This window comes from Streptomyces sp. NPDC057654 (genome assembly GCF_042800135.1).
Taxonomy (GTDB): Bacteria; Actinomycetota; Actinomycetes; order Streptomycetales; family Streptomycetaceae; genus Streptomyces.
In genome coordinates this window covers 1-6,856 of sequence record NZ_JBHVHQ010000444.1, presented here as the reverse complement: position 1 = coordinate 6,856, position 6,856 = coordinate 1, and the positions used below count along the sequence as shown (strand labels likewise).

6 protein-coding genes are annotated in these 6,856 nt (G+C 72.7%); 3 read left to right on the top strand and 3 right to left on the bottom strand.

What is annotated here, in order from left to right:
* Window positions 1-33 precede the first annotated feature (33 nt).
* Both ACFU99_RS27240 and ACFU99_RS27235 read left to right on the top strand, forming a co-directional pair.
* Window positions 34-636 carry an AAA family ATPase gene (locus tag ACFU99_RS27240; RefSeq protein ID WP_384396713.1) on the top strand — a complete coding sequence of 201 codons (603 nt, stop codon included), beginning with the start codon at window positions 34-36 and terminating at the stop codon, window positions 634-636.
* A 127-nt stretch (window positions 637-763) separates the two neighbouring features.
* Entirely contained in the window at window positions 764-1,168 is a 405-nt protein-coding gene (locus ACFU99_RS27235; protein ID WP_384396707.1) for a DUF779 domain-containing protein, read from the top strand.
* A 17-nt stretch (window positions 1,169-1,185) separates the two neighbouring features.
* Here ACFU99_RS27235 and ACFU99_RS27230 read toward each other — a convergent pair whose 3' ends face one another.
* The gene (locus ACFU99_RS27230) at window positions 1,186-3,354 is read right to left on the bottom strand and encodes a putative bifunctional diguanylate cyclase/phosphodiesterase (protein WP_384396710.1); all 2,169 of its coding nucleotides are present in this window, start codon (window positions 3,352-3,354) and stop codon (window positions 1,186-1,188) included.
* A 23-nt stretch (window positions 3,355-3,377) separates the two neighbouring features.
* Window positions 3,378-4,202, bottom strand: a complete 825-nt coding sequence (locus ACFU99_RS27225; protein WP_384396705.1) for an SAM-dependent methyltransferase — start codon at window positions 4,200-4,202, stop codon at window positions 3,378-3,380.
* Window positions 4,203-4,586: 384 nt separating this feature from the next.
* On the opposite strand from ACFU99_RS27225, the gene ACFU99_RS27220 reads away from it, so the two are divergent.
* Window positions 4,587-5,537 carry an NAD-dependent epimerase/dehydratase family protein gene (locus ACFU99_RS27220; protein WP_384396702.1) on the top strand — a complete coding sequence of 317 codons (951 nt, stop codon included), beginning with the start codon at window positions 4,587-4,589 and terminating at the stop codon, window positions 5,535-5,537.
* A 16-nt stretch (window positions 5,538-5,553) separates the two neighbouring features.
* Here the strand turns inward: ACFU99_RS27220 and ACFU99_RS27215 are convergent.
* Window positions 5,554-6,856 (bottom strand): peptidase C39 family protein (locus ACFU99_RS27215; protein WP_384396699.1); only part of this gene is annotated, 1,303 nt, incomplete at its 5' end.

Genomic DNA, 6,856 nt, shown 5'->3' with positions numbered 1-6,856 from the left:
GGCCGGGGACGCGCCCCCGGTATCGTCGGCCGCATGCTGCTGTGGATCAACGGCCCCTTCGGGGGCGGCAAGACCCAGACCGCGTTCGAGCTGCGCCGCCGGATAGCGGGCAGCGTCGTGTGCGATCCCGAGCACGCCGGGTTCGGGCTGCACCGCATGCTGCCGCCCGCCCTGCGCGGCGACTTCCAGGACCTGCCGACCTGGCGGCGGAGCGTGTACGACATGCTCGACCTGGCCCTGCGCGAGCACCCCGGCCCGGTCATCGTCCCGATGACGCTCGTCGACTCCGGCTACTTCGCCGAGGTCGTCGGCAGGCTCCGCGACGCCGGCCACGAGGTGCACCACTTCTCGCTGCTCGCCGAGCGCGCCACGGTGCTGCGGCGGCTGCGGCAGCGGGGGCTCGGGTTCGGCCTGCGGACCGAGAGCTTCGCCGTGGCCCGGCTCGACGACTGCCTGAAGCGGCTGCGGGAACCGGAGTTCGCCGAGCACATCAGCACCGACCGCACCCCGGTCGCGCGGGTCGCCGAGCGGATCGCGCGGTCGGCCGGGCTGCCGATCGCCGCGAACGACGACGGGCCGCTGCGGACGCGGCTGCGCCAGTACGCGACGAGCGCCCGCCACATCCGCTTCGACTGACCGACCCGCCGGGGCCCTGGAAGAAGGCGCGCAGCGCCCTCGCCACGTCCTCGCAACGTCCTTGCAACGGGCGCCCTGCTCTCCTGATGAGGAACCGGTTCCCGGCAACACCCCGGAGGAGACCTCCATGACCGCCGTCTCGCGCATCGCACTGACCCCGGCCGCCGCCGATCTGCTGCGCCGGCTCCGCGCCGCGCACGGCCCGCTGATGTTCCACCAGTCCGGCGGCTGCTGTGACGGCAGCTCGCCGATGTGCTTCCCGGCGGGCGAGTTCCGTACGGGCTCCTCCGACGTCCTGCTCGCGTCGCTGGACGTCGACGGGGTGGCCGAGCCGATCGGCTTCTGGATGTCCGCCGACCAGTTCGAGCGCTGGCACCACACCCACCTCACGGTGGATGTGGTGCCGGGGCGCGGCGGGGGCTTCTCGCTCGAAGCGCCCGAGGGGGTGCGGTTCCTGATCCGTTCGCGGCTGCTCACGGACGAGGAGCACGAACAGCTCGGCGACCCGCGGCACCCGCAGGTGGGCCCGTAGGCCCGTCGCACGGATGCTTACGAGGCCGCGTCCACCAGCGAGAGCGTGTGCAGGCGCTCGGGCGGGCCGGGGCGCGCGTAGTACCAGCCCTGGGCGGTGTCGCAGCCCAGGACGCGCAGGCACTCGGCCTGGCTCCCCGTCTCCACCCCCTCGACCGTGACCGACAGGTCGAGCGTGTGGGCGAGCGAGACGATCCCCTCGACGATCTTCACGTCGACGGGGTCGGCGGGCGAGCACTGCATGCCGCGGGTGAAGGAGCGGTCGAGCTTGAGCGTGGAGACGGGGAGTCTGCGCAGGTAGGAGAGGTTGGAGTAGCCGGTTCCGAAGTCGTCGAGGGCGATGTCGACGCCGAGGTCGGCGAGTTGCCGCAGCGGGCGCAGCGCGTCCTCGTCGGCGCCGATCAGGGCGTTCTCGGTGACTTCCAGGCACAGGGCGGCGGGGTCGAGCCCCGCTTCGGCGAGCACCTCGACCGTCTCGGCGACGAGGCCCGGATAGCAGAGCTGGGCCGGTGACAGGTTGACGTTGACGCGCAGCGGCCCGGCGTCCGGCCCGTCCCCCTCGGCGTGCTTCCAGGCGCGGGCCTGCCGGGCCGCCTCCTGGAGGACCCAGCGGCCGAGCGGCACGATCAGCCCGGTGGACTCGGCCAGCGGGATGAACTGGTCGGGGCCGAGGACGCCGTGCACCGGGTGCAGCCACCGGACGAGCGCCTCCGCGCCGCGTACGACGCCGTCGCCGAGGCGTACCAGCGGCTGGTACTCGATGAAGAACTCGCCGTTGTCCAGGGCCGCGGGCAGGCAGTTGGTGAGGGAGTGCCGGGCGATGGCGCGGGCGTCGCAGGCGGCGTCGGCGAGCTCGTAGCGGTTGCCGCCGGCGGCCTTGGCGCGGTACATCGTGATGTCGGCGCTGCGCAGCACCTCGGCGGCGCCCCGGGTGGCGGCGGTGCCGGTCTTCCCGTCGACGACGCCGATGCTGGCCCGTACGGACAGCTCGCGCCCTTCGAGGTGGACGGGGTCGGCGAGGGCCCGCAGCATGCGGCGGGCGAGCGCGGTGGCCTCGGCGTTGGCGGACGGGCCGGTGACCAGGCCGACGAACTCGTCGCCGCCGAGGCGGGCCACGAGCTGGCCGGGGGCGGTGGCGCAGGCGCGCAGCCGCTCCGCGACGGCGACCAGCAGTTCGTCGCCGACGGCGTGGCCGAGGCTGTCGTTGACGGCCTTGAAGCCGTCGATGTCCAGGTAGCACAGGCCGACCCGGTCGCCGTCCGCGCCGTCGGGGCCGCTGGCGAGGGCGCGGTCGAGGTGTTCGAAGAACATGGTGCGGTTGGGCAGGCCGGTGAGGGCGTCGTGGCGGGCCTCGTAGCGCAGCCGTTCGTGCAGCCGCCGCCGCTCGGTGATGTCCTCCATGAGCGCGATCTGGTATTTGGGCTCGCCGTCGGCGTCGCGCAGCAGGGAGACCGTGAGCGTGGTCCACAGGACGCTGCCGTCGCCGCGGGCGTAGGGCTTCTCGATGCGGTAGTGGTCGCGCTCGCCGCGGACGAGTTCGCGGTAGAGGCCCCAGACCTCGGGCGAGTCCTCGGGGTGTCCCCAGTCGGTGGCCCTGCTGCCGCTGGCGAGGTGCTCCATGCCGCCGAACATCCGCGACAGCGCGTCGTTGACCTCCAGGACCTTGCCGTCGACGTCGGCGATCCCGATGCCGACGGCCGCGGCCTCGAACACCGCGCGGAACCGGGCCTCGCTGACGTGCAGCGCCTGTTCGGCCTCGGCGCGCGCGCCCAGCGCGGCGCGGGTGATGGCCTCCTGCTCGCTGCGGGTGCGCTCGCGCAGGGCGCGGGCGAAGCCGGCGGCGACGCCGTGCTGGAGGCGGGAGCAGCGGGAGCGGCTCTCCTCGGCGGACATCTCGTCGCCGGGCGGGCAGTAGAGGACCAGGTAGGCGTCGATGACGCTGAGGATCAGGGGCAGCGCCTCGGGGTCGGTGCAGTGGGCGTCGACGAGGGCGGCCCCGATGTCGGCGGCGGGCCCGGCGTCGAAGGGCTGGGCGCGCAGCGCGTCGCTGAGCCGGCCCGCGAGCGGTACGAGGTAGCCCTCGAACTCGGCGCGCGTCATGGAGGTGGTGGTGGCGGGGTAGACGGCGCGGCTCCAGATGGCGGCGAACCGCTGGAGCCGGTCCTCGTCGGCGGCGCTCCGTGGCATCTGTCTGCCGCCCCGTGCGACGGTCACTGCTTGCGCCCTACGCCGGCGAATCCGCTGAAGACCACCGGGTCCTCGTCCGAGCCCTCGGGGGTGTCGGCGGCGTCGGGCCGCCAGTGCGGCATGGAGACCAGACCGGGTTCGACGATCTCGAACCCGGCGAAGAACCGGGTGACTTCGTCCCGCGAGCGCATCAGCAGCGGCGAGCCGACCTCGCGGTACACACCTTGCACTCCTGCACCTTCCTCCGGCTTCCGCGGCCCGCCTTCGAGGGAGGCGTGCGTCATCACCAGCAGACTGCCCGGAGCGAGCGCGTCGCGCAGCCGGGCGACCGCCTTCCAGGGGTCGTCCTTGTCCTCCATGAAGTGGAGCACGGCCACGAGCAGGAGCGCGACCGGACGGTCGAGGTCGAGCAGCCGGCCGGCCTCGGGGCTGGCCAGGATCTCCAGCGGGGCGCGGAGATCGGCGGCGACGATGGCGGACCGCGGGTCGCCGTCGAGGACGGCCCGGCTGTGGGCGACGGCCACCGGGTCATGGTCCACGTAGACCACCCGGGCGGCAGGGTCGGCCGCTTGGGCTATCTCGTGGACGTTGCCGAAGGTGGGGATGCCGGAGCCGATGTCCAGGAACTGGTTCACACCCTCGCCGATGGCGTAGCGCACAGCGCGCCGCATGAACGCGCGGTTGGTCTGCATGACCTTCGGCAGCCCGGGAAATGCCTCGATCGCCCTGCGGCCGGCCTCGCGGTCGGCCTCGAAGTTGTGCGAGCCGCCCAGGTAGTAGTCGTAGATCCGGGACACGCTCGGCACAGACAGGTCGATTCCCTGGGGGGCCCAGGTGGGACGCTCCATCAGTCAGTCGCTCCAGCTCATCGCGGGTGTGTTGAGCCGAGGCTACTGATCGTCCGTTCGAATGGAACCCCGAAGCGGAAAAGCACGGTCCGCATTCGGCCATGGAGGGGCGCATGTGACACGGCGTGAGCCCCTCAATCGTACGGTCTCAAGCCCCCCGACGCACGCCGCACGAAAGTGCCGCACAGCACATTCTCCGTCGAACACCCGCCCCGGACGCACGGTCTGACCCCGCGCCACGAACTTCCGGCAGGAATGTCCGCTCAGCCCCTCCGGGCCGTGACGACCATGACGGCCCCCTTGACTTCATCGCCCGCGCGATGGATCGTAGTTTTAGTTATAAGATATAACCACAACGAAGAGCACTAACCAAAGGAGCGGGTCATGAACGACCGTCAACTGCACGTCGTGCTGGGCACGGGGCCCTCGGGGCTCGCGGTCGCCGATGAACTTCTCGCCCGCGGGCGGCGCGTGCGCTGCGTGAACCGGTCGGGGCGCGCGGCGGTGCCGCCGGGGGCGGAGCTCGTCGCCTCCGACGTCACGGACGCCGAGCGGGTGCGCGAGGCCGTCGAAGGCGCCGCCGCCGTCTACAACTGCACCCATGTGCCGTACGCGCAGCAGCCCGAGACCCTGCCGCGCATCCAGGAGGCGCTGCTGACGGCGGTCGGGCGCAGCGGAGCCGTGCTGGCGACGGTCGAGACGCTCAATCTGTACGGGCCGACCGGCGGGGTCCCGATGACGGAGCGGACGCCGTTCGCGGCGACGTCGCGCAAGGGCCGGGTGCGGGCGCGGATCGCCGAGCGGTATCTGGAGGCGCACCGCCGGGGCGAGGCCCGTGTGGTGCTGGGGATGGCGGCGGACTTCTTCGGGCCGCGCACGCTGACGTCGTCCCTCGGCGGGGGCGTCTTCCCGGCGGCGCTGAGCGGCGAGCCGGTGGGCGCCATGGGCGACATCGACCTGCCGCACAGCTACACCTACGTCCCGGACCTCGCCGCCGGCCTCGTGACCCTCGCGGAGCGCCCGGACGCCTGGGGGCGGCTGTGGCACCTGCCGGTGGCCCCGGCCCTGACGACCCGCCAGGTGTTCGACCTCGTCGCCGAGGAGATCGGCCGCCCGGTCCGCGCCGACGTGCTGACCGAGCCGAAGCCCTGGGGCCCGTTCGACGCGGAGTTCATGGGCGAGTACGCCGAGCTCTTCTACTGGCACACCGAGCCGTTCGTCATGGACGACACGGCCGTCACCGAAGAGCTGGGGCTGCGCGCCACCCCCATGCCGGAGGCCCTGCGCGCCACCGTCGAGTGGTACCGCTCCGCCTTCGCCGCGCCGAACGGCTGACGCCCCGCCGCACCGGTCAGCGGATGCCGAACGTCCTCAGCACGCGCCGCTGCTCCTCCGTCACCTCCACGGGGAAGTAGAGGTAGCAGATGCCGCCGGTACCGCTGACCACCTTGTTCGAGGCGTTGTAGCGCTTTGTTCTGAGCCAGATGTTCTCGAACTGCCGACGTTTGTAGACGTGGCGGACCGCCGCGTCGCTGGGCGACGCCGGGTCGTTGGCGATGACATCGCCCTTGGCGGTGAAGCCGACGACCGTCATCAGGTGGCCCGCCGTGCCGTAGCCCGCGCCGTCCAGTTCCGAGGCGAGGAAGGACTGCGAGGTGATGAGGGGGATGCCGACGGCGATGAGCTTCTCGGCGTCGTTCAGGGAGCTGAGCCGGGTGACGACGCCCTGCATGTCGCGGTAGGTCGCGGCGTAGGCGGCGTTGAAGGGCCAGTTGCCGCAGCCCTGGTACTGGTAGTCGTACGTGTAGCGGGCCGCGTGGCAGACCTGGGGGTCCGCGTAGGCGGGGTTCACCCAGGCCAGGTCCGCCGCGGTGGGGCGGCGGCCCCAGTACTCGATGATCATCTGCGAGGAGGTGGGGCTGCACCACGCCTCGCCGCCGTTGTCGTACTCCGGGTACTGCCCCTTGTGGATCTCCTGCGAGTAGCGCGGCACCCTCAGCTCGCGGGCGCTGCCCGGCCCCGGTGCCGAGGCGGGCACCGTGAAGCGGTCGGGCAGGTCGGAGGCCATCGCGCCGAGCCGCCACACGGTGGGCGTGAGCCGGGTGCCCGGCTTGCGGTAGAGGGTGATCTTCAGCTCGTACGAGGCGAGGCGCAGCGAGCCGGCGGCGGCGTCCATGGCGAAGGTGTCCGTGGAGATGCTGCTCTTCCCGTCGCGCTGGTCGTCGACGGAGGTGCGGCGGATGTCCCCGGCCCCGTCGCCGGAGGTCCAGCGGCCCATCACGTACCAGGGGGTGCCGGCGCCGTCCGTGTACGTGCCGTGGAGCTCGATCTGGAGCCAGGTGCCGGGCGGGGTGTGGGCGTTCCAGGAGACGACCGCCTCGCCCGCCGGTACGGGCAGGGTGCGCGGCGGGGAGGTCCAGGTCGCGTACTCCCAGGTGGCGCGGGTGCCGGTGTGCGGGTCGGTGTAGAGCGTGGTGCCGATGGGGTGGTCGATGACCACGCCGGGCCGGTCGCCGGACTCGACCCGGGTGCCCTCGGCGGCGCCGCAGCGCCAGTCGCCGTAGCTGGTCCAGCCGTGGTAGTCGACGGCCGCGCGGGCCGCCGCGTCCGTGGCGGCCTCGTCCATGTCCGGCACGCCGGGCGCGGGACGGCCC

Excerpts from the sequence above, each read along its gene's own strand:
- ACFU99_RS27230 (WP_384396710.1), bottom strand. The coding sequence starts at position 3,354 with ATGCCACGGAGCGCCGCCGACGAGGACCGGCTCCAGCGGTTCGCCGCC.
- ACFU99_RS27240 (WP_384396713.1), top strand. The coding sequence starts at position 34 with ATGCTGCTGTGGATCAACGGCCCCTTCGGGGGCGGCAAGACCCAGACC.
- ACFU99_RS27220 (WP_384396702.1), top strand. The coding sequence starts at position 4,587 with ATGAACGACCGTCAACTGCACGTCGTGCTGGGCACGGGGCCCTCGGGG.
- ACFU99_RS27225 (WP_384396705.1), bottom strand. The coding sequence starts at position 4,202 with ATGGAGCGTCCCACCTGGGCCCCCCAGGGAATCGACCTGTCTGTGCCG.
- ACFU99_RS27235 (WP_384396707.1), top strand. The coding sequence starts at position 764 with ATGACCGCCGTCTCGCGCATCGCACTGACCCCGGCCGCCGCCGATCTG.